The organism is Mesorhizobium sp. M1328 (assembly GCF_040318075.1).
Classification (GTDB): Bacteria; Pseudomonadota; Alphaproteobacteria; order Rhizobiales; family Rhizobiaceae; genus Mesorhizobium.
The window spans coordinates 93,665-114,390 of the sequence record NZ_JAMYLO010000016.1 but is presented as its reverse complement, the minus strand read 5'-3'; the positions used below and the strand labels follow the sequence as shown (position 1 = coordinate 114,390).

Here is a 20,726-nt window from a genome sequence, read left to right as displayed (position 1 = left end):
TAGCAAAGGAACCGCGAAAAGGCAGCGCGAAAAGCGAACCGCTATGCCCGTCGCGCGACGTGCCGGCGAAATCTTCCCGGCAATTCTTGCTGGCGTTGGCGGAAACAAAAAGGGCAGCACGGCTTGCCGCGCTGCCCTTTCGTGACTGGCCGTATCCCCACACGGCCCGTCCCCCGTTATTCATTCATCTGGCCTCAGAAAGCCAAAGCTAATGTCTTTCTAGACCAGATGATTCGCTGCGGCAACTATATCACCACCACCGTTGTTCCGATATTCACGCGTTCGTAAAGATCGACCACGTCCTCGTTGCGCATGCGGATGCAGCCCGACGACACCGCGCCGCCGATCGTCCAGGGCTGGTTGGTGCCGTGGATGCGGTACTCGGTCGAGCCGAGATAGAGCGCGCGCGCGCCGAGCGGGTTTTCCATGCCGCCGGCGAGATAGGTCGGCAGATAACGGCCCTTGGCGGCTTCGCGGGCGATCATCACCGTCGGCGGCCGCCAGTCCGGCCAGACCCGCTTGTTGGTGATCTTGTGGGTGCCGGACCATTCGAAGCCCGGCTTGCCGGTGCCGACGCCATAGCGCCGCGCCTTGCCGTTCTTCTCGACCAGATAGAGGAAATTCTCTCGCGTATCGATGACGATCGTGCCCGGCTTCTGCGGGCCGTCATAGGCGACTTCCTGCGGCAAATAGATCGGGTCGATCTGCGGCCGCATCACCATGCGCTTGGCCGGTGCCTGCAGCGCTGCGGTGCGCAGCTGATCCGGTTCCGCCAGCCGCCGGTAGCGCCGTTGCGGCTGCGCCTCTTGCCGGCTCTGCCGCACGATGCCCGGCGCATGGCCGAGCTGCAGCACCCAGGGCGCCGAAAGATCTGGGCTGACCACCACCGGCGGCCTCTCGGCATAGCGGTCGTTGGCATTGGCGGCGCCGGCCGCAAGCACGGCCGCGGCGCCGAACAGTGGGAACAACAATGTCTTCATCGCAACGCACCTTGATCGTCGAACATGCCGGGGTGCAAAGCCTCCCCGATTTCGCCGACATTGGGCGCGAAGCGGCAACCGAAACATGAATCGGAATGCGTAAAATGCCGATCTGTCAGTAAAGCTTTTGGTGTGGTTACCGCCGGGTTCAGGAATCTGGTAAAGCCGCGGTAAAGGCCGCGTCAAAACGCGTTAACGCCAAGACACGAACGGAATTCCGCCATGGACGAAAAGACAGGTCTGCTTGCCGGTGCCGACGGCATCGCCCGCTGCTTCTGGCACGGCAACCTGCCGGATTATCTGCACTACCACGATCACGAATGGGGCCGGCCGGTCGCCGACGACCGCCGGCTGTTCGAAAAGATCTGCCTCGAAGGCTTTCAGTCGGGCCTGTCCTGGCTGACCATATTGCGCAAGCGCGACAATTTCCGCGAGGCGTTTGCCGGCTTCGATGTCGACAAGATCGCCGCCTTCACCGATGAAGACGTCGAGCGCCTGGTCGGCAATGCCGGCATCATCCGCCACCGCGGCAAGATCGTCTCGACCATCAACAACGCCAAGCGCGCCCGCGAACTCATCGACGAGGCCGGCTCGCTGGCCGCCTGGTTCTGGAAGTTCGAGCCCGGACCGGACGAGCGGCCCGAGATCGTCGACCTCGCCCATCTGCGCGCCAATCCGACGACGGCGGTTTCGGTCCGCATTTCGAAGGAGCTGAAGAAGCGCGGCTGGAGCTTTGTCGGCCCGACCACCGTCTACGCCTTCATGCAGGCGATGGGGCTGGTCAACGACCATCTCGAGGGCTGCGTCTGCCGCGAGCCGGTCGAGGCGGAGCGGAAAGCGTTCAAGCGGCCGAAGTAGCGGCTCAGGCGCCGCCGGCGCCGGCCAGGAAAAATCCGGCGAGGATGGCCGCCAGCGCGGCGAACACCGGATAAATCACCAGCAGGCCGGTCATCAGCACGTCGCGCATGGTCGGCCCGCTGCGCTGTTGCGCCGCGATCTCGAACGGTCCGGCGATTTGCTTCGTCTTCGGCGCATAACCATCGGCCGGCCGCAGCCGGACCGAGGCGTCGCGTGCGCCGCTATCGATGATGTCTAACTTCTGTATCGTGGCCATGGCCCCGAACCCTTGTTTCGGCGCGCTTATCGGCCCGGATTGTGTCGGCACGATGCCGCGCGCGTGGCGCAATTGTTTCAGCTTCTTTTTCTTGCCCTGTCGCGCAGGGGGAGCGGGGAGAAGCGCTAACCCTTGCCTTCTCCGGGCTGCATCGGTAGGACACGCCGACCCGAAATAAGTCATCGTTTACCCAGCAAAGTACCCATCCCATGGCCGACAAATCCGAAAAGATGAAAGCGCGGCTGCCGCGCGGCTTTGTCGACCGCGGCGCCGACGATCTGCGCGCCGTCGAGAAGATGATGGCGACGATCCGCTCGGTCTTCGAGCTTTACGGTTTCGAGCCGGTCGACCAGCCGCTGATCGAATATACCGATGCGCTCGGCAAATTTTTGCCCGACCAGGACCGGCCGAACGAGGGCGTGTTCTCGTTCCAGGACGACGACGACCAGTGGCTGTCGCTGCGCTACGACCTGACCGCGCCGATGGCGCGCTTCGTCGCCGAAAATTTCGAGCGCCTGCCGAAACCCTATCGCAGCTATCGCTCCGGCTGGGTGTTCCGCAACGAAAAGCCCGGTCCCGGCCGCTTCCGCCAGTTCATGCAGTTCGACGCCGACACGGTCGGCACGCCGGGCGTCGCCGCCGACGCCGAGATGGCGATGATGATGGCCGACGTGATGGAGGCGCTCGGCATCAAGCGCGGCGACTACGTCGTCCGCGTCAACAACCGAAAAGTGCTCGACGGCGTGCTGGAGGCGATCGGCCTCGGCGGCGACGAGAATATCGGCCGGCGGCTCCAGGTGCTGCGGGCGATCGACAAGCTGGACAAGCTTGGCGTCGAGGGCGTGCGCCTGCTTCTGGGCGCGGGGCGCAAGGACGAGAGCGGTGATTTCACCAAGGGCGCCGGGCTGGACAATACGCAAATCGACGTTGTCATCAGCTATTTCACAGTCATGGCGCAGCACGATCCCGAAAAAATTGTCCAGACACTGGGATCCATCAACCCCGGCCTCAGCAATCTTATCGAGGAAAGGAAACTCGAACATCTGGGCATCACGAACGCCTCGTTTGTTGAGGGCCTTGCAGAGTTGGAGCAGATAAGAACCATGGTCGCACAAAGCGGCTACGGTGAGGATCGCATCCGCATCGACCCTTCAGTCGTGCGTGGCCTCGAATATTACACCGGCCCGGTCTATGAGGCCGAGCTGCTGGCCGAGATCCCCAACGAGGACGGGCAGATCGTGCGCTTCGGCTCGGTTGGCGGCGGCGGTCGCTATGACGGTCTGGTCTCGCGCTTCCGTGGCGAGCCGGTGCCGGCGACCGGTTTTTCCATCGGCGTCTCCCGCCTGATGACGGCGCTGAAGAACCTCGGCAAGCTCGATACTTCCGATGTCATCGCGCCGGTCGTCGTGCTGACCATGGACAAGGACACGGAAAGCCTCGGCCGCTACCAGAAGATGGTGGCCGAGCTGCGCGCCGCCGGCATCCGCTCGGAAATGTATCTCGGCGGCGCCGGCATGAAGGCGCAGCTGAAATATGCCGACCGCCGCGGCAGCCCGGTCGCCATCATCCAGGGCGGCGACGAGCGCGCCAAGGGCGAGCTGCAGATCAAGGACCTGATCGAGGGCGCGAAGATGTCGGCCGAGATCGCCGACAACGCCGAATGGCGCGCCGCACGACCGGCGCAGGTGACGGTGGCGGAAGGCGAGCTGGTCGCCGAGGTGAAGAAGATACTGGCGGCGCAGGCGGCCGACCGGGCGAAAGGTGGCGCGTGAGCACCCCCCTCTGGCCTGCCGGCCATCTCCCCCTCAAGGGGGGAGATTGGATATCGCGCCTGCTTTCGCCAATCTTCAGCGTTGGAGAGAAGACGCCGAGGCCGAAGCTGCCAATCTCCCCCCTTGAGGGGGAGATGGCCGGCAGGCCAGAGGGGGGTGCCTCGCGCCCATCTTCCCTATGACCTCCCGCTATCCCGCCATCGCATCCGACATCGCGACGCTCTTCGCCGCGCGCAACACTCATGCGGTCGAAGTCGCTGTGCTGCAGCCGGCCGATCCGTTCCTCGACATGGCCGGCGAGGATTTGCGGCGCCGAATTTTTCTCACCGAAAGCGAGACCGGGCAGACGCTTTGCCTGCGGCCGGAATTCACCATTCCGGTCTGCCTCGACCACATTGCCAGCCAGGCCGGCACGCCGCGCCGCTACTCCTATCTCGGCGAGGTGTTTCGCCAGCGCCGCGAGGGCGGCAACGAGTTCTTCCAGGCCGGCATCGAGGACCTCGGCGACCGCGACACGGCCGCCGCCGACGCGCGCTCGCTGGCCGATGCGCATGCGCTGCTTTCGCTGGTGCTGCCCGGCCGGGAGCTGGCGGTGACGCTCGGCGACCAGACCATTTTCGAGGCGGTGCTGGCAGCGCTTGGCCTGCCGCGCGGCTGGCGCATGCGGCTGGCCCGCGCCTTCGGCTCGGCGCCGATGCTCGAGGCTGCCCTTGCCGACCTCGCCAATCCGCCGCGCAACAGCCAGCTCGCCGGCCCGGTCGCCGCCCTTGTCCTCGACGGCGATCTGGAAGCTCTTTCGGCGCATATCGCCGGCGGCATGGAACAGGCCGGCCTGTCGGCAACAGCCGGGCGTTCGCCGTCCGAGATTGCGCGGCGCCTGATCGAGAAGGCCGAGCTGCGCAGCGTGCGGCTGTCGAACGAGGCATTTGCGGCGCTGAAGGGGTTTCTGGCGATCGACGTGCCGCTCGATAGCGCCGCCCCGGCGCTAGAAACTTTCGCGGCCGATGCCGGGCTTTCGCTGGGGGCTGCGCTGGAGAATTTTTCTGCCCGCGCCGCGGCGATCGAAAGCCTCGGCCTGCCGATGTCTGAAATCCGCTACGACGCCGCCTTCGGCCGTCCGCTCGATTACTACACCGGCCTCGTCTTCGAGATCGCGGCGCAGAACGGCGACCGGCCGCTGGCCGGCGGTGGCCGCTACGACCGGCTGCTGACGCTGCTCGGCGCAAAAACGCCGATCCCCGGCGTCGGCTTTTCCGTCTGGCTCGACCGCATCGAGGCGCTGCGGGAGACGGCGCCATGATCACGCTGGCGCTGCCGTCGAAAGGCCGGCTCAAGGAGCAGGCGCTGGAGGTGCTGGCCAAGGCGGGGCTTACCGTCAGCCTGCCCGGCGACGAGCGCAAATACCGCGCCCGCATCGATGGCCTGGACAGCGTCGAGATAGCGTTCCTGTCGGCCTCCGAGATTGCCGGCGAGATCGGCCAGGGCTCGGTCGATCTCGGCATCACCGGCGAGGATCTGCTGCGCGAAAACCTCGCCGACTGCGAGGCGCGCGCCGAAATCATCGCCCGTCTCGATTTCGGCAATGCCGATGTCGTCGTCGCCGTGCCCGACATCTGGCTCGACGTCGATACGATGGCCGATCTCGACGACGTCGCCGCAGATTTTCGCCAGCGCCACGGCCGGCGGCTCAGGATCGCCACCAAATACTGGCGCCTGACCCAGCAGTTCTTTTCGCAAAAGCATGGCATCCAGGTCTACCGCATCGTCGAAAGCCTCGGCGCCACCGAAGGCGCGCCGGCTGCGGGATTGGCCGACATCGTCGTCGACATCACCACGTCAGGCTCGACCCTGCGCGCCAACCATCTCAAAGTACTGGCCGACGGCGTGATCCTGCGCTCGCAGGCCTGCCTCGTCGCGTCGAGGAAGATGCGCGCTGCGGCCGACGAGGCGACTTTGCGAGATGTCGCGGCAAGGATGGCGTCGGTGGACGCAGGCTGACGCGGCCAATCTCCCCCCTTGAGGGGGAGATGTCGCCGTAGGCGACAGAGGGGGTCGGTTCGTCTTGACGCGACTCTCTTGGGCGACAGAACAAGCTGGTGCTCCACGCGAGACGACCCCCTCTGGCCTGCCGGCCATCTCCCCCTCAAGGAGGGAGATCAGCAGCGTGGCCGCTGGCGCCTGACGTGATTTTTCCGAGGCACAGCAATTTTGTTCTTGCTTTGTGCCGGCAGCTATGCTATTAATCTCGCTATGGTGCCAATTGGCCCCGAAGACCCGCCCGCCGAGGCGGGTTTTTTGTTTTCGGCCCGGGCAGGCGAGTTCCCACCCCAGCCCACCATCGACGGGATTTCCACCACCCCGCCGGGCTGATAGGCTCGGCTCGTCTGCGGAGGACACGGCGATGCCGATCAATCTCGACGAGTTGAAGAATGCCACCGGCCTGCGCGGCAAGCGCGAGGGTGGCTCGTTCATTGCGCCGGTCGACGGCACGGCGCATGTCTCGGGCGAGCGCAGCGTCCCGCTGCTCAACCTGACCATCCCGGCGCTGTTTGCCGATACGGTCGGCAAATACGGCACGCTCGATGCCGCCGTCTTCGTCGAGCAGGACAAGCGCTTTACCTGGGAGGAACTGTCGGACACGGTCGATGCGCTCGCCGCCGGCTTCCTGGTGCTCGGCCTCGAGAAAGGCGACCGCGTCGGCATCTGGTCGCCGAACCGCTGGGAATGGTTGGTGACGCAATTCGCCACAGCCCGCATCGGCCTGATCCTGGTCAACATCAACCCGGCCTATCGGCTGGTCGAACTGGAATATGCCTTGAACAGGGTCGGCTGCAAGGCGCTGGTCACCGCCGCCAAATTCAAAAGCTCCGACTATCTCGGCATGGTCGAGACGCTGGCGCCGGAGATCGCACAGGCTGCGCCCGGCAAGCTCGAAGCCAACAGACTGCCGGCGCTGAAGATCGTCATCCGCATGGACGAGGAGAGTTCGCCGGGCATGTTCAATTTCGCCGACGTGCTGGCGATGGCCGGGCGCGACGAGCATGACAGGCTCGACCGCATCTCCGACGGGCTGAAACCGGACGATGCCATCAACATCCAGTTCACCAGCGGCACGACCGGTGCGCCCAAGGGAGCGACGCTGACCCACAACAACATCGTCAACAACGGCAATTTCGTCACCGCGGCAATCCGGCTCACCGTCGACGACCTGTTGTGCATCCCGGTGCCGCTCTACCATTGCTTCGGCATGTCGATGGGCACGATGGGCTGCGTCACCAAGGGCGCGACCATGGTTTTCCCGAGCGAGGGTTTCGATGCCGGCGCCACGCTGAAGGCCGTGGCAACGGAACGCTGCACCGCGCTTTACGGCGTGCCGACCATGTTCGTCGGCCTGCTCGACCATCCGGAGTTCGCTTCCTTCGATCTCACCAGCCTGCGCACCGGCATTATGGCCGGCTCGCCATGCCCGATCGAGGTGATGAAAAAGGTGGTGTCGCTGATGCATATGGCCGAGGTGACCATCGCCTATGGCATGACCGAAACCAGCCCGGTGTCGTTCCAGAGCAGCGTCGACGATCCCCTGGAAAAGCGCGTTTCGACCATCGGCCGCGTCCATCCGCATGTCGAGGTCAAGGCCATCGACGCCGAAGGCGCCACCGTCGCGGTCGGCGCGCCGGGCGAGCTCTGCACGCGCGGCTATTCCGTGATGAAGGGCTATTGGGACGACGAGCAGAAGACTCGCGAGGCCATCGACGCCGACGGCTGGATGCACACCGGCGACCTCGCCACCATCGATGCCGAGGGCTATTGCAACATCGTCGGCCGGGTCAAGGACATGGTCATCCGCGGCGGCGAGAACGTCTATCCGCGCGAGGTCGAGGAGTTCCTCTATCGCCACCCCAAGGTCAAGGAGGTGCAGGTGTTCGGCATTCCCGACCCGAAATATGGCGAGGAGCTGTGCGCCTGGATCGTGCTGAAGCCCGGCCAGATCACCACGGAGCAGGAGATCAAGGCCTTCTGCGCCGGCCAGATCGCCCATTTCAAGATCCCGCGCTACATCCGCTTCCGCACCGAATTGCCGATGACGGTGACCGGCAAGCCGCAGAAATTCCTGATGCGCCAGGCGATGATCGATGAACTGGGACTGGTGACGCAGAAGACGGCGTGAAAGACTTGCGTCTACGCGTGACGGAGGCGTTGTTTGGGCAACATATTGAGGGGGTGTTCCATGCGGATTGGGTTAAGCGTGCTTTTCCTGGCAACTCAGCTGGCAGCCACCGCGGCGCTGGCGCAGACGGCGGCCGAGCGTGAGGCCTGCCAGGCAGATTACCAAAAGTTGTGCAAGGGCGTGTTGCCGGGCGGTGGCCGCGTCGTCAAATGCCTGGCCGGTCACATGAGCGAGCTGACGCCCGAATGCAAGAAGGGCGTCAAGGCCAACACCGGCTAGCGCGCGAGCTTCCCTGCGGGTGGAACGCAAAAAGGTGACAATGAGTGGTTTCGCAAGATCGGCGGTTTCTTACGGCATGCCGTTGGCCGCCCTGGCGATGGCTGTCGCTGTCAGGGCCAGCGGGGTATCCGTGGACGAAGGGTCGCTGGGCACCAGGATCTTCATCGGCGCGCTGTCGAGCGCGATCATGTTCATCACCATTTTCGTCGTGCTCGACCACGCCGAAGCGGTGGCCAGGCGGGTGGGCGAGCCGTACGGCACATTGGTGCTGACCATCGCCGTGACGGCAATCGAAGTGTCGATCATCGTTTCCATCATGCTGCACGGCGCGAACAATCCGACGCTTGCGCGCGAATCCGTCTTCTCGACAGTGATGATCACCTCCACCGGCGTCGTCGGCATGTGCCTGACGTTTGGCGGCTGGCGCCATCGCAAGCAGGCGATCGTCCGCCAAGGGACCAGCGCCTATCTGGCGGTGCTGGTCGCGCTCAGCGTCATGACGCTCATTCTGCCGACCTACACGAAAACCACCGATCCCGGCACGTTCTCGGCGGCGCAACTCGGCTTCGTCAGCGTCCTTTCGGTGCTGCTCTATGCCGGCTTTCTGTTCGCGCAGACTGTCCGCCACCGCGACGATTTTATCGACGCACAAGCGCATGGCGCAGCAGCGCGAACCGACGCCCACGAAAGCATCGCCGCCGGCGTTGTTCTCCTGCTGATCGGGCTGATCGGCATCGTCATGCTGGCCGAGCAGGTCGCCGCCAGCGTCGAAGACGCGCTCGTCGCCTACCAGGTGCCCCAGGCCGACGCCATTGTCGGCGCAATGATCGCCGGGCTGGTCTTGATGCCGGAAGCGATTTCGGCGGTTCGCGCCGCCCTCAGCAACGAGCTGCAGCGCGGCCTGAACGTCGCGATGGGTTCGGCCTGCGCCACGATCGGCCTGACAATACCGGGCATCGCCGCCGCCAGCCTGCTGACCGGAAGAGGGCTGACCTTGGGGCTGCCGGCGACCGACACGGTGCTGTTGGTTCTGGCGCTTTTTATCTGCAATGTGAGCTTTAGTACGGAGAGAACGACGTTCCTGACCGGGCTGGTGCATCTGGTGGTGTTTTGCACGTATGTGTTTTTGATTTTTGTGCCGTGAGAGTGCTGGGTGCGAATAGGTAGGAAAACTGCTTGAACGTCTCAATAGGGCCGAAAGCGGACTTGCGGCTTCGAGGCTCGGAAGGCCAGAAGCGGACCTTCATGCCCTGCGTGCGTCGACGTGAACTGTGACCCGTCATTCGCTCGCGCCGATTGTAGCCCGAAAGTAGACCTTCCGATCACCTGTATCTCCGAGATCCTGCTTTGGCGTTCAAAAGGACATCCCGTGGGTCAAAGCGGCCGAAAACGCGCTGTCGCGGAAGGCGTCCGAGAACCGAGTCTTTCTCAGCCGCCGTAAAGATAGTTCGGAAGCCAGAGCGCCATGCCGGGCCAGATATACATGAGGATCATGCAGAGGATGACGATCAGCATGTAAGGCATCATGCCTGCGAATATCTGGTTGAGGGTGACGTGCGGTGGGGAAACGCCCTTGAGATAGAACGCCGACATCGCTACCGGGGGTGACAAGAACGCCGCTTGCAAATTCACGAAGACGAGAACCCCCCAGAGGATCGGGTCGATGTTGAAGTGCTTCAACATCGGCAGGAAGATCGGCACGAAGATGATGATGATTTCGGTCCATTCGAGCGGCCAACCGAGAATGAATATGATCGCTTGAGACAGGATCATGAACTGCACGGGCGACAAGTCGAGCGACAGCACCCATTGCTCGAGAAGTGCCTGGCCGCCGAGGATCGCAAAAACGGCGGAGAACAGCGCCGAGCCGACAAAGAGCCAGCAAACCATGGCTGTGGTCTTCGCCGTCAGGAACACTGCTTCCTTGATGCGCTTCCAGTCGAGCGTTCGGGCCTGGAACGCCAGCAGAAAGGCACCAGCGGCGCCGACTGCCGCGGACTCGGTCGCCGTCGTGATTCCGAATAGGATGACGCCGAGCACGACGACGGTAAGTATGCCCAGCGGCATGACCGACGAGACCAGGAGCTTCAGGATCTCGAGCCGTTCGGCGGTCATGTTCCGGTAGTAGCGGACGAGCACCACCGCGGCGAGTGCCGCGATGATGCCGAAGGTGACGTAGAAGCTGGTTGCCGGCCCTGCATCCACCGCGGGTGCGCCGAGTTCCTCCACCGCCGGAGCACCGAGCTGCTCCAATCCGGCTGGAGCTTCGACGTCGGCCGATGCTTGCGGATAGATGACGACATACCACCACACCAGCAAGAGGGTGAGTACTATCAAGGCGAAGGGCACCAGCGCAGCGCAGAAATTCTTGAACAGCTTCCAATATGTGAGGCGTCCGCTCTCCGTCTCGAGCGCCGTCGCCTTGGACGGCGAGAACAATGCGGAAAGAAGTCCAACAAGCATGTTGCGCGAGTAAACTGTCTGAAAGCTTCGCATCCACGCCGGCACCGGAACCCTTGTTTGATCCTCCGGCAAAGGCGGGGCGATCTTCGGATTGATTATCGCCCAGCCAAGAATGTAGACGAGATAAAGGAAAGCGAGGAAAAAACCGGGGAACATCGCCGCGGCATAGAGCTTCACGATGGACTGGCCTGCAACCGCCGCATAGACGATGATCATGACCGAGGGCGGGATCAGGATGCCCAGCGTGCCGCCCGCGGTGATCACGCCGGAAGCGAGCTTCACATCGTATCCGGCGCGCAGCATCGGATTGAAGGCAATCACCCCCATCAGGACCACAACGGCGCCGACGAGGCCACTGGCGATGCCCCAGAAGGTGCAGACGATAAGCGTAGCAATGGCCAGCGACGCCGGTACCCGTCGGAACGAAAGCTGGATGCTGTAGAACATCTTGTCGACCAGCGCCCCGCGTTCCATCACATATCCCATGAGCACGAAAAGCGGGATGGAGATCAGGACGTCATTGGTCATTGCCCCATAAGTGCGCTCGACCATCAGATCGAAGACGCGGTTGTCGATCCAGTGCTCCGCCGGGTTGTAGAACGCATAGAACCCGAAAAACATGCCAAGGCCCATCAGCGTGAAGGCTGTCGGGAAACCCATGACGATGACGACCACGATGAGCATGAGCATCGTGAGTCCGAGGGCTGGATCGCTCAACTCTGCAGGTCTCCACCCATTCCGCGCTGGCGTGCTTCCTCGTCTATCTTTTGTGCGCGCTCGATGGCGGTCTTGCGCGTCCCTTCATCCACATATTCGCTGAGCGCGAGCTGTCCCTCCACGACGTCGATCTCTGCAACGTCCTTGCGCCGGCTGGGCCATTGCCCAGTCCTGAGACAGACGATGCAGCGCACGATCTCGGCCACGCCCTGGAGCATCACCAGGGCGCCGGCCAGCGGAATGACCGATTTGAATTGGTAGATCGGCGGACCCTCCGCTGTCACGGTCGAATGCTCCCCGATCCGCCATGAAATCGCGGCATAGTCGTAGCCTGCATAGACGAGGGCCGCGATCCCCGGCAGGAAGAAAACCACGTACAGCAAAAGATCGAGCGCGGCTTGGATCCGGGGTCGCATCGAGCTGTAGAGAAAGTCGCCGCGCACATGGGCATTCTGCGCCAGCGCATAGGCTCCGGCGAGCATGAACAGCGAGCCGTACAACATGTTGCTGGCGTCGAATATCCACGCCGTGGGCATGTTCAGGATGTAGCGCTTGAAGACCTCGGCGCAGACCAGCGTCATCAGCCCGATGATCAGCCACGCCGCGGCCTTGCCGACCCACGCGCTGATTGCATCGACTGTATTCAGGAACTGCTGGACGTTCATGCGAGGCAGCCGGATGGCCAGAGTGTTGGCCAGAGTGAGTGTCGGTAAGAAGGCAAGGCACCGTTCGGTCATGGCCCCGATGGTGCCTTGCCGGCTCAAACTGTGCTTCAGATATTCTTTGCTGCCCCGCCACGTCCGAAGTAATGATCGAAGGCCAGGCGGCGGCTGACGACTACGTCCTGTTCCCATTGTGTTGTCCGCCGGGCAAAGGCGATCTGCGACTCAAGAACCTCCCTGAACAGCGGGTTTTCAGCCGCCTTCTTCTTCACGACCTCGTCATAGACCTCCAGCTGTCGCTTGAGGATTGCTTCCGGTGTCTTGTAGAATTTGACCTTGTCCTGCGTCTGCATCTCCAAATAGTCTTTCGAATAACGGTCGATCGCCTTCCAGGCCATGTCCTGCGAGGCTGCCTCGACCGCATTGGTGATGATTGCCTTCATCTGATCGGGCAGGGCGTCGTATTTCGCCTTGTTGAACAGGACCTCGAACTGCTCCGCATTCTGGTGATAGCTCTGCAGCATGCAGACCTTGGACACGTCCGGAAAACCAAGCACCCGATCGGACGAGGCGTTGTTGAACTCGGCCGCGTCGAGCAGGCCGCGATCCAATGCCGCAACGATTTCACCGCCAGGTAGCGCGTTGACGGCCGCACCCAGGCCGGTGAAGACGTCAATCGAGATGCCAACGGTACGGAACTTGAGGCCTTGGATGTCTTCGACCTTGGAAACCGGTTTCTTGAACCAGCCGAGCGGCTGTGTCGGCATCGGTCCATAGGGGAAGGAAACCACATTGGCGCCTATGGAATCATAGAGCTTTGCAAGGAGCTCCTTCCCGCCACCGTATTTGTGCCAGGCCAGCAGCATGTTGGCGTCCATGGCAAAGCCCGGGCCGGATCCCCAGAGCGCTAGAGCCGTCTGCTTTCCGTAGTGGTAGACGAGCACGCCGTGGCCGCCATCAAGCGTTCCTTGCGACACCGCGTCAAGCAGGCCGAACGCAGGCACCACGGCGCCCGCCGGCAGCACCTCGATCTTGAGGTCGCCGCCCGTCATGTCGTTGACTTTCTTGGCGAAATCAAGCGCGAATTCGTGAAAGATATCCTTGGAAGGCCATGTGCTCTGCCAGCGCATGCTGACCGGCCCTTGCGCCTTGACGACGCTTGGCGCAGCAACGATCGCCGCAGCTGCCACGGCCGCCTCGCCAAGGAACTTGCGGCGCGACCTCATATTGGTCTGGATACTTGCTTTGGTCATCGGTTCCTCCCGAAGGTGTTGGCTTTTCAAGCCCACGTCCGACAATACTTCTCAACGACGGCCCAGCAAAAATTGCAGCGCGCGTCCCATCGCCTAAACTAGTGCGGTTCTTTCTTAAGGACAGGTGGGGGTATTTTCCCAAGCAATGGGCGAGTAGCAGTTACGCGTCGCGCCATTGAATGACCGCTCTTGCGAAGGATACAAAGGTCCGCATTCGGGCGCATTGCCGCCCGGCAGCATGGGGGCCGAATTCGGAAGGTCGGCTTATGGCGTCCGAAAAAAGAGAGCGGACGTTCGGCGTGGCGCGACCAAGGTCTTAAGCTAACCCAATAACAGCCAAGGGGCGCGATAGACACCACGCCTGAGGGCCCATACAATCCGCACGATTTCCTTGCTCGTCAGCACATTGCCAATGGCCAAGAACGCTGTCAGCCTAGCCTTGCCGCCATCTCGCGGCCGATGTGGTCGGCTACTCCAGGCTCATGGATCTCGACGAGAGCGGACCCTGTCGACTTTCAAGGCGCATCGCCACGAACTGGTGTACGCCAAGATCGCTGAGCATCAGGGCAGGATAGTCAAGCTGACCGGCGACGGCTTACTGGTCGAGTTCCCGAGCGTGCTAAATGCGGGGGCCTGCGCCGTCGAAATCCAGCACAAGATGCACGAGCGTAACGCAGAAGTGCCGTCCGACAGGCCCATTGAATTCCGCATCGGCATCAAGGCAGCCGATCCTGCTCTGCGGTCCAAGTGTTCTTACCCATCGTGCAGCGCGATCCCATGCGACCAGCCAAGGAAACTGGCAACAAGTTATGCGATGTCGAAACAGCGCGCCAGCATGTTTGCGCTATCTAGAAAGGGCCATTGGCTTGTCGACACTGCTGGAGCCGTAGTTAGCTTACGCCATTGCCTTTGGAAACGGCCCCCTTGCCGTGCCGCCTAGTCTGGCAAGCCCGCCAGACGCCAGCCATCGACAAAGGGCTGCGCAGCACTCATGCTCCTAAAGGGCAAGTTCGCTGTCAGTTCACCGATCGTCCAACCTGGATTGCCCGTAAGAAATAGGCGGGCTTCCTCCTGTGCCTCAGGCAAGCGGCCGGCAAGAGCAAGCGCGGCAATCAGGTTCACCCTTGAACCGGTCCCATATGTTTCCTCCAGGCTCAAGGTCGCAACAGCTTCTTCGTAGTGACCGGTGGAAATCTGCGCCATTCCCACGATCCAGAAGTACCAACCAGGTGGACGAGGATTTAATCGGAACGCCTCTTCACAAGCTGTCAGCGCCGCTTGCGGCTTGCCCAAGTAGATTTGAAGCTCCCCAATCCATGCTACCGCATCTGCATTGTTGGGATTTATCCGTATGGCAGCATCGAATTGGAATTTTGCTTCATCCCAATTGCGCTCAAAAAGCTGAACGCAGCCCAGGATCCTGCGAACGTTGGAATCGCCGGGATCGATTTCCATGGCTCGTTGCGCGTGCATCAGAGCATTTGCGCGATCGGGTATCTGTGGTTCTCCCCAATCAACCCAGCCAAATAACAGCACAAGGGCAAGATTGCTGTGCGCTTCACAATAGTTTGGTTCAAGCGAAACGGCGCGTTCCAAAGCTGAACGCGCGTCGCTGTTGTCTGATCTGGACATGGTCCATTTCTCCCGTGACCTAACACAAAGGTCATAGGCTTCTAGATTTGATGGCCTAGAACGGGCAGAAATATTCTTCGCACCAATCTTGCCGGAGATCGCTTCAACAACGCGGCGCGTGACCTCGTCCTGAACTTCAAAGATGTCGACAATTTCGCGGTCGAAGCGCTCGGCCCACACATGATTGCCGCCTTCGGCCGCGTTGATCAGCTGCACATTGACGCGCAAACGCTTGACGGACCGCCTCGCGCTGCCCTCGAGGAGATATTTGACGCCCAGATCGCGAGCGATCTGACGGACGTCGGTGGGCTTGCCTTTGTAGGCAAAGGTGGAGTTGCGGGCGATGACGAAGAAGCCGGGCACATTCGACAGATCGGTAATGATGTCCTCCGTCAGCCCGTCAGTGAAGAACTCCTGTTCGGCGTCGCCACTCATGTTGACAAAGGGCAGCACGGCAATCGAAGGCATGTCGGGCAGCGCGAGCTGCGGCGAAGGCTTGTCCGGCACGAGGGCCTCCGCCGATGCCGCGGGTCTGGCCTTCGCGGGAATGCCGACCTGTAGCGAATAAACCCGGACCGGCTCGGCGATGTTCTTGAGCTGAACCGCACCGCGATCGTTGATCGCGATATCGAGCCTTGATTTAACCTGCCAATAGGCTTGCTCGGAAAGACAGATATTGCCAGGTTCGCAGATTCCTTCTAGGCGCGCGGCGATATTGACGCCATCGCCCATCAGGTCGCCATCGCGTTCTTGCACGACGTCGCCCAAGTGAATGCCGATCCGGAACTCGATGCGGCGATCATCCGGCACCCCGGCATTGCGCTCAAGCATGGCGTTCTGCACTTCCAGCGCGCAGCGCACTGCTTCCACAACGCTGCTGAACTCGACAAGGCTCCCGTCGCCTGTGCGCTTGACGACGCGGCCACGATGAACGGCGATGGTGGGGTCGATGAGATCGCTGCGCAGCGCCCGCAGCCGTGCCAAGATGCGATCCTCATCCGCGCCGGCTAGCCGGCTGTAGCCGACCGCATCCGAGACCAGGATCGCTGCAATTTTGCGGGTCTCACTCATGTGATACTCCTCCAGTCTGACACTACTGCCGACCAGGCACGCTGTCTCAACATAGAGCGGTTAGGCCAAAGGAAGATAGCTCCGAGCCATTGGTCGGATGGTCTGCTTAGGATCTACTCCCGTCGTTCGAGGCAAAATGTCGGGCGCATAGCTGCCTGTGGCCTGTCCATTGGCGATGTCCGCTTTTGTTGAATGGACGGGACCGCAGGAATGACTGCCATGCGGCGCAAAGCAGCCATTCAGGATTTGCCGGATCTTGTTGCGGAGCCGCCGTGGCGCAGATCGCAGATCTCTGCCGTCAACGGAACTGACCGCCACGCAACCGGTTAATCCGCATGAAGCTCGCCACCATACCCAAGGTCACCCCATGAGCATCCTGCAAACCACCAAGAAAGCCGTCGAGCAGGTCACCGGTGTCGCCAGGCCGGGCAGGCGAGAGGTCGCCGATCTGGTCAGACCGCGCAAACCGAACGAATTTCGTTTTGGGGATGATGGCCTCGTGCCCAATCATCCGTCCTGGCCGCTTGTCGTCTATCGCGGCGCCGTCAAGCTGCCCGAGGAATTCGATCCGGCGGCGGTCATGGAGGCGCTTTTCGACGCAAATGGCTGGGGCGATAGTTGGCGCAATGGCATCTACGACTACGTCCACTACCATTCGCGGATACACGAGGTGCTGGGCGTTGCGCGCGGCACGGCCAAGGTCCGCTTTGGCGGCAGCAAGGGGCGAACGCTGTCGCTGAAGGCCGGCGACGTCGCGGTGCTTCCGGCCGGCACCGGGCACCAGCGTCTTTCCGCGTCCGACGATTTTCTGGTCGTCGGCGCCTATCCTCCTTCCGGCACCTATGACCTGTGCACGACCGCCGCCGATCATGCCAGGGCGGTGGTGACGATCCCCAGGATAGGCCGCCCGCGCAAGGACCCTGTCTATGGGAGCAAAGGCCCATTGCTCGCCGCCTGGGAAAGGGACTGAAGTCGTCCCTTTCGAAGGGGCTGCGGGTTGGCTTCGGGGCTCAAACCGAACCTTTGACCAACACCTCCGGCGCCACCGCCGAAGGAGGCCGCCTTGTAGATGGAAAAGCGGATCGTGCCGCTGTCGGTGTGCGCAGGCTGGCAAATCAGGCTTGGCGCTATATTATTGCAGTGACCCTGCCCGATGCATCGAGACGACAACTGACTTGCGCCTGCCGGACTTCGATGCCGCCTTTTCTTGCATAGTCTATTCGCACCTCGATCGGCGCCGTGAGTGCACCCCGACGTTGATCCAACGCGCCTGCGCTTGCCGCGTGGACACGGACGGCCCCAAGCGGCATCGCAGCGGCCATGATCGCCGCGCGGCAGGCTCGCACGATCACAATCGGCGTACCGGGTTTCGCTGTCAGTGGTCCCGGAGATACAAAGGGATATCCCTTGGTGGAGTCACCGTCACCGGCTTTGGAAGGCCTGAGGACGGGTGGCAGGACGATTGATTGCCCAGCGGTCTTGGCAGAGGAAGGGGCTGTCACTGCAGTCGAACTGTCGGGTGCGGTAGCCGCTTCGTTTTCGGCGGACGGATCGTCGCCCACAGTGGCACTTGTGCTTGTATCACCAACGTTGCCGCTGGCACTAACGCCTGCGTCGACTGATCCGTCATCCGCACCGACCGAAGCTCCAACATTTGCCCCGCCTACGCCGTCGACGCTCGTGCCCGCCCCCACAGATACGCCTTGCGAACCGGCGCTCACTCCAGCACCGACCCCGACACCGCCCGCCCCACCGCCCACACCTGCTTCAAGAGCTGAGGCAGGTCCAATTGTGATCCCGATTGTCAACGCGGCTGCGACATACTTCTTCATTGTCGTCTCCCTGCGGCATCCATTTCGCTCCCTAGTCTTCACTGGCGCGGCTCGAGCTTTTTGATGGCCGTGTTGGAAGCAATGCTGCAGGAAGAGGTATGGTTGCCAGCAGAGCAGTTTGCGGCGGCTTTTGGACCTTCACTTTCTGTTTTTCCGGCAAGCCCGGTTTACGGGCTGGTTGGGCGCCCGAACGCGATAACCTACTTGCAAGTGCGGGGGTACGTGCTTTCGGCGCGCGCTCCACAGCCGCAGTGCGACGCTTACCCTTGACAATATCAATTGCCTCACGCGCTGCACTGAGGCTGCGGGCTAGACCGATATCCCTTTCACGCTCTTGGTCCAGCGCGGCACTCAATTCTACCGAGTTCTGCTTTAAAGCATCGCGTTCCTGGCGAACAATATCGAGGTCACGTACAGCTGAATCTGCTCGTTCGCGTCCCCGTTCGAGTGTTTCTCGAGCCTGCTTTAGAGCGGCCTCGGCCACCTGTCGGTCCCTTATGGCGTTCGCCTGCTCGACGGCTGCCAGATTTACGCCTTTCTTAAGAGCATCGATAGTTTGGCGAGCCGTGGTAAGTTCTTGTTCCAAGAGCTCAACCTTGTGCCGCTCGTCATCAAGCGTTTGCTTCGCAGCAAGCTGAGAGGCTTCCATAGAGGGGTGCGCTCCAAGCGCGGCAGCCTTCTCGCTGTTCCAGAGACTGGCTTCGGCCCTGTAGCTTTCGATAACGCGCTGCGCCGTCTCCAGATCGAGCGCGAGCGCTTCGTCTGTTCGCTGCTGCTCATTTAGGGCTTGTGCTTGCTGAGCCACCGTGTCTGCCAGTACGTGTGCCTGGGCGCTTAGCTCACGTGCGCCGCGCTGCATAACGTCTAGCTCCGCTCGTGCTGCGGCCAATTCGCGGCGTAAAGCCTCCTCATGCTGGCCGAGCGGCGTTTGCGCGCCCTTCTTGAGTGCCTGTGTTTCGCTGAGCACCAGCTCTCTAGATTTATGGGATCCGAGCGCGTTCGGTTGTGGCTTGCCCGGTTCTTTGCCGACCTCGGTGTGTTTGGAAACCACGACCGACGAGCTGTCGTTAGCTGTGGCAACCGCTGACGCTTCGGGCGCCAACTGACCATTTGCCGGAGATGCCAACAGCAGAACGAAGCATAACGGAATGAGGGATGGCGTGGCGTTGCACCTCATGCCGCGTATCTCGTGAAGTAAAATCAAGGGCCGTCGTTTAATAAAGGTGAAGTCACAGCGGAGACATTTTGACTTGGTACTCTGCGCATGATTCATCACTGAACCTCACCGATCGCGGCCCTCACCGCTATTGTATTCTCCACTTACTGCACGCCGCGGCGCCCTGGATGCCGCATCAAAAAGATCAATGCTGGTGAAGCACCCTCGGCAACGCCAAAGCACGGGAATAGCGCGCAAAGGCTGTTTCCTATTTCCTTGGTTGTCATCATTCGAACAAACGGAACTTTCGGCTTTCGGGATGACCATCTTCCCTACCCAACGGCTGTGATGCGGCGCAAAGCAGCCATTCAGGTCTGCGAAGGTCGACTTCGGGTCAACACCAAACTTCCGCTGGATGGTACGGCGTACCTCACCCAGCCAGTACCGCCGCCTCCAACCCGCGGATGATGTTCGCCGGCTCGATACATTCATCGTGCCGGACCTTGGTGTGGAGCCGCATGGCGGCTTGCTCGCAGCCTGGAGCAAGGATTGAAGCCGTTCCATTCGAAGGGGCTTGGCTTGCGGGTCCGCTTCGGGGCTAACCGACCCAACATCCGCCGCTCAAGCCGCCAGCACCGCCGCATCCAACCTGCGAATGATCTTCGCCAGTTCCACGCATTCGTCGTGGCGCACCTTGTTGCGCCGCCAGGCGAGGCAGATCGTGCGTTGCGGCATTGGTTCCTGGAACGGCACGATCTTCAAATCGGGGATAGTGCTGGCCGGCCCGGCCGCCATTTCCGGGATAAGCGTGACGCCGAGCCCATGCGCCACCATCTGTAAGAGCGTCGTCAGGCTGGTCGCGCCGTAGCTTGCCATCGCCACCGGACGCACGCTGCCGCAGACGGCGAGCGCCTGTTCGCGCAGGCAATGGCCTTCCTCCAGCAGCATCAGCCGCTCCAGCGCCGGGCTTTCCGGCGGCACCGGCGGTGAGGCGAAGGCGGGGTCGCCGGCCGGCACGGCCAGGAAGAACCGGTCGGAGAAAAGTTCCTCGGTGACCAGGCCTGGGTAATCGAGCGGCAGCGCGGCGACGAAGGCGTCGAGCTTTCCCGAACTGGTGTCCTCGACCAGCGACGCGGTCACCGCCTCGCGCAATTCGAGCTGCAAGGCCGGGAAATGCCGTTTCAGCTCCGGCAGCACATGCGGCAGCAGATAGGGCGCCACCGTCGGGATGATGCCGAGCCGGAAGCGGCCCTCCAGCGCCGGGCGGCCGCGCCGGGCGGTGGCCTCGACGTCGCGCACGTCGGCAAGAATGCGCTCGATGCGCGGCAGCAGGACCTGCGCCTCGTCGGTCATCCGCACCGCCTTGCCGCCGCGCTCGAACAACCGGCAATTGAGCCGCAGCTCCATCTCGGCGATCTGCGATGACAGCGCCGGCTGGCTGACGCCGGCGAGTTTTGCCGCGCGGCCGAAATGCAGCGTCTGCGCCACCGCTTCGAAATAATGCATCTGCCGGACGGTCAAGCCGATCATAAGGAAAACCTATCAGAATAAACAGCAAAGGCAATTTGTCTTTATCGGCCGGGCAGGCTAGTCTGGAACCATTCCAGAATGGCGCGGCCGCTGGCCC

The 20,726-nt window shown here is 62.1% G+C and carries 16 protein-coding genes; 8 read left to right on the top strand and 8 right to left on the bottom strand.

The annotated features are described in order from the left end of the window. Window positions 1–245: 245 nt before the first annotated feature. Window positions 246–980 (bottom strand): L,D-transpeptidase, encoded by a 735-nt coding sequence (locus NKH23_RS24515; protein ID WP_353024913.1) that lies wholly within the window; start codon window positions 978–980, stop codon window positions 246–248. A 222-nt stretch (window positions 981–1,202) separates the two neighbouring features. On the opposite strand from NKH23_RS24515, the gene NKH23_RS24510 reads away from it, so the two are divergent. Continuing rightward, the gene (locus NKH23_RS24510) at window positions 1,203–1,838 is read left to right on the top strand and encodes a DNA-3-methyladenine glycosylase I (protein ID WP_352715425.1); all 636 of its coding nucleotides are present in this window, start codon (window positions 1,203–1,205) and stop codon (window positions 1,836–1,838) included. 4 nt (window positions 1,839–1,842) lie between these two features. Here NKH23_RS24510 and NKH23_RS24505 read toward each other — a convergent pair whose 3' ends face one another. Next, window positions 1,843–2,094, bottom strand: a complete 252-nt coding sequence (locus NKH23_RS24505; RefSeq protein ID WP_353024912.1) for a hypothetical protein — start codon at window positions 2,092–2,094, stop codon at window positions 1,843–1,845. Between the two features lie 209 nt (window positions 2,095–2,303). Here NKH23_RS24505 and hisS point away from each other — a divergent pair, with 209 nt between their 5' ends. From hisS to NKH23_RS24475, 6 genes are all read left to right on the top strand, one after another. Next, window positions 2,304–3,866: a histidine--tRNA ligase gene (hisS, locus tag NKH23_RS24500; protein ID WP_353035517.1), complete on the top strand. Its 1,563-nt coding sequence runs from the start codon at window positions 2,304–2,306 to the stop codon at window positions 3,864–3,866. 178 nt (window positions 3,867–4,044) lie between these two features. Then, complete coding sequence (locus tag NKH23_RS24495) at window positions 4,045–5,166, top strand: ATP phosphoribosyltransferase regulatory subunit (RefSeq protein ID WP_353035515.1); 1,122 nt, start codon at window positions 4,045–4,047, stop codon at window positions 5,164–5,166. Then, window positions 5,163–5,864 (top strand): ATP phosphoribosyltransferase, encoded by a 702-nt coding sequence (gene hisG / locus NKH23_RS24490; RefSeq protein WP_353024909.1) that lies wholly within the window; start codon window positions 5,163–5,165, stop codon window positions 5,862–5,864. Before NKH23_RS24495 ends, hisG begins: the two co-directional genes overlap by 4 nt. 403 nt (window positions 5,865–6,267) lie before the next feature. Then, a complete protein-coding gene (locus tag NKH23_RS24485) occupies window positions 6,268–8,034 on the top strand; it encodes an AMP-binding protein (protein ID WP_353035513.1) in 1,767 nt (588 codons plus the stop codon). Window positions 8,035–8,094: 60 nt separating this feature from the next. Continuing rightward, on the top strand, window positions 8,095–8,313 hold the full coding sequence (locus NKH23_RS24480) for a cysteine rich repeat-containing protein (RefSeq protein WP_353035511.1): 219 nt from the start codon (window positions 8,095–8,097) through the stop codon (window positions 8,311–8,313). A 40-nt stretch (window positions 8,314–8,353) separates the two neighbouring features. Next, a complete protein-coding gene (locus tag NKH23_RS24475; protein ID WP_353024903.1) occupies window positions 8,354–9,457 on the top strand; it encodes a calcium:cation antiporter in 1,104 nt (367 codons plus the stop codon). Window positions 9,458–9,741: 284 nt separating this feature from the next. Here the strand turns inward: NKH23_RS24475 and NKH23_RS24470 are convergent, their stop codons facing one another. The 4 genes from NKH23_RS24470 to NKH23_RS24455 all read right to left on the bottom strand — a co-directional run bounded on the left by NKH23_RS24470 (window position 9,742) and on the right by NKH23_RS24455 (window position 16,111). Continuing rightward, window positions 9,742–11,493 carry a TRAP transporter large permease gene (locus tag NKH23_RS24470; protein ID WP_292663634.1) on the bottom strand — a complete coding sequence of 584 codons (1,752 nt, stop codon included), beginning with the start codon at window positions 11,491–11,493 and terminating at the stop codon, window positions 9,742–9,744. Further along, entirely contained in the window at window positions 11,490–12,158 is a 669-nt protein-coding gene (locus tag NKH23_RS24465; RefSeq protein ID WP_292663631.1) for a TRAP transporter small permease subunit, read from the bottom strand. Before NKH23_RS24465 ends, NKH23_RS24470 begins: the two co-directional genes overlap by 4 nt. A gap of 107 nt (window positions 12,159–12,265) precedes the next feature. Next, a complete protein-coding gene (locus NKH23_RS24460; RefSeq protein WP_292663629.1) occupies window positions 12,266–13,408 on the bottom strand; it encodes a TRAP transporter substrate-binding protein in 1,143 nt (380 codons plus the stop codon). A gap of 936 nt (window positions 13,409–14,344) precedes the next feature. Further along, a complete protein-coding gene (locus tag NKH23_RS24455; protein WP_353024901.1) occupies window positions 14,345–16,111 on the bottom strand; it encodes an adenylate/guanylate cyclase domain-containing protein in 1,767 nt (588 codons plus the stop codon). 367 nt (window positions 16,112–16,478) lie between these two features. On the opposite strand from NKH23_RS24455, the gene NKH23_RS24450 reads away from it, so the two are divergent. Further along, on the top strand, window positions 16,479–17,081 hold the full coding sequence (locus NKH23_RS24450) for a cupin domain-containing protein (protein WP_352912909.1): 603 nt from the start codon (window positions 16,479–16,481) through the stop codon (window positions 17,079–17,081). 893 nt (window positions 17,082–17,974) lie between these two features. Here NKH23_RS24450 and NKH23_RS24445 read toward each other — a convergent pair. Then, window positions 17,975–19,216 (bottom strand): coiled-coil domain-containing protein, encoded by a 1,242-nt coding sequence (locus tag NKH23_RS24445; RefSeq protein ID WP_353035509.1) that lies wholly within the window; start codon window positions 19,214–19,216, stop codon window positions 17,975–17,977. A gap of 504 nt (window positions 19,217–19,720) precedes the next feature. Next, window positions 19,721–20,629 carry a hydrogen peroxide-inducible genes activator gene (locus tag NKH23_RS24440; protein WP_353035507.1) on the bottom strand — a complete coding sequence of 303 codons (909 nt, stop codon included), beginning with the start codon at window positions 20,627–20,629 and terminating at the stop codon, window positions 19,721–19,723. Between the last annotated feature and the right edge of the window lie 97 nt (window positions 20,630–20,726).